The sequence below is a fragment of the Parasutterella excrementihominis YIT 11859 genome, assembly GCF_000205025.1.
In the GTDB taxonomy this organism is placed as follows: Bacteria; Pseudomonadota; Gammaproteobacteria; order Burkholderiales; family Burkholderiaceae_F; genus Parasutterella; species Parasutterella excrementihominis.
The window spans coordinates 1-1,789 of sequence record NZ_GL883688.1; the positions used below are offsets into that span (position 1 = coordinate 1).

The 1,789-nt window shown below is 43.1% G+C and carries 1 protein-coding gene; it reads right to left on the reverse strand.

Going from position 1 to position 1,789, the window contains the following annotated elements:
• Window positions 1–30 precede the first annotated feature (30 nt).
• Entirely contained in the window at window positions 31–1,596 is a 1,566-nt protein-coding gene (locus HMPREF9439_RS03385) for a transposase (RefSeq protein WP_008863713.1), read from the reverse strand.
• Window positions 1,597–1,789: the final 193 nt, after the last annotated feature.

Consider the following 1,789-nt stretch of genomic DNA (forward strand, 5'->3'; position numbering starts at 1 on the left):
TAAAGGTTTCTCAATTATTTGTACTATATGCTAGTCGGTTTCTGTCTTTTTCGGCCTTCCTCTAGGTCTCTTAGGACCGACAAAGACAGGTTTCTTTTTAGGCCTGCCTTTAGGCTTAGGTTCCCCATCCAGGGTTGCAATAGGTTCGGATAATCCCAGCTCTTCTAGGATTTGCATTCCGTCTTTGAAGGGATGCACCCAATAAGGATCAGAAGATTGAACCGGCCCTTTAGCAGCAGTTTTTCTCCAAATGTGCTCAAGTTCATCGAGGAGTTCACCATAAGTGAACTTGTCCAATAACTTCTTCTCATCGGCCTTTTTCACCATCTTTGCAGTAATGACTGTTGCTAAGAAATTGACAAACTCCGAGCCCCAAACAGAGAAGTCACTCTGCACTCTGGAATCTACAAGCTGCTCATTAGATTTGTATTTTTTAAACATGAGTTCCAACAGCCATCGGTCCTGATAGCAAAGGTAGGCGCTCTTTGGAGATAGATCTTGGTCTGATTCAAAGACAATGAGACCGAACTTTTCTTTCTTTCCCAGATAATTTTCATTATTAAAGTCGTTATGTCTGAGCCTGTGATTCAAGTAGTCTTTCTGCTCGGAGCTCTCTAAACCGGTGTCTTTAAATGAGTAAAAGAATCTTCCGGAAACGCTTTTGCGTTTGGCATAAAGAACTTGTTGTTTCGTGCCGGCCAGAACTCCGTCAAATTTGAGAAGTTCCAGCTTTTCGATATTTACATCGTTGCGTCGGACCGGAGTTAGGAAGTGGAGTCCCGGATGCTGCTTAAGTTCATCGGCCAACTTTGAAGACGGAAAGCCCTTGTCAGCAACAATGATTCCCTTTTCGATTTTATTTTCGCGAATGAATTCCCGATAAGCGCTTGCATCGATGCAATGGCCGGGAAAGACTTGAGCGCAGAGCGGCTCCATCCTTTCAATATCGTAGGCATAGATCACGCTGATATCGCGGCATCCTTTCAGACGGGACTTATAGGAGAAGCCGGAAAGATCGTTGACAATACTGCTGTCCTGTTTGAGAGTCCCGTCAATCGCGATGTGCTCAAAGCCGCTTACGTTACTGAGGCGTCGTGCAAAAAAATGTCTCCTTTTCTCGGCGTCTTTCCCAAGATTGTTGAGCAGTTTTGAGACCGTATTACCGGACAGCTGTATTCCGGGAATGAACATCGATATCCAGCTGCGTTCGTAAAGAGAATTTAGTCGGCTGTTGGGAACCCGGGGTTTAAGAACTCTCAAAAGAGCGATTGTCAGTAAGGTAAGAGCAGTTTTGATTTCGAAGCTCTCGAAGAGTTCCTGCTTAAGGCTTTGGCAGACAGAATAAGCAAAGGCAGCGCTGCCAAAGGAAAGACTGTCGGGCTTATCAGTTCTCAATTCCAGCCCCTTAGGAATGAACTTCCCTTCGTAGATATAGCCAATAACCTTCCCGTAAACGGGCTGCGGATTATGGCCTTTGATGTACTTACACCCAATCCGTTCCCGAACAAAGAATCGCTTCGGTCCGTCTCTGCCGGCGTCATAGACAGTAGTGTTAACCGGACGCGGAACTTTTTTGACTTCTTCAGGAACAGCCATTTTTTGCCTTTAAATCATTTTAATATAGTCTTATATTATACTAAAATTAAACTATATAATCAAGCAATTAATCAAAAATAATGGCAATTTTTCGTTAGAAAAATTGCCATAACTATTGGATTTTTAGGATTTTCTGAAAGCAGGATCAGTCTTTGAAATTTATTCTATAGTTCGTCGAATTGTGATTCTTTTA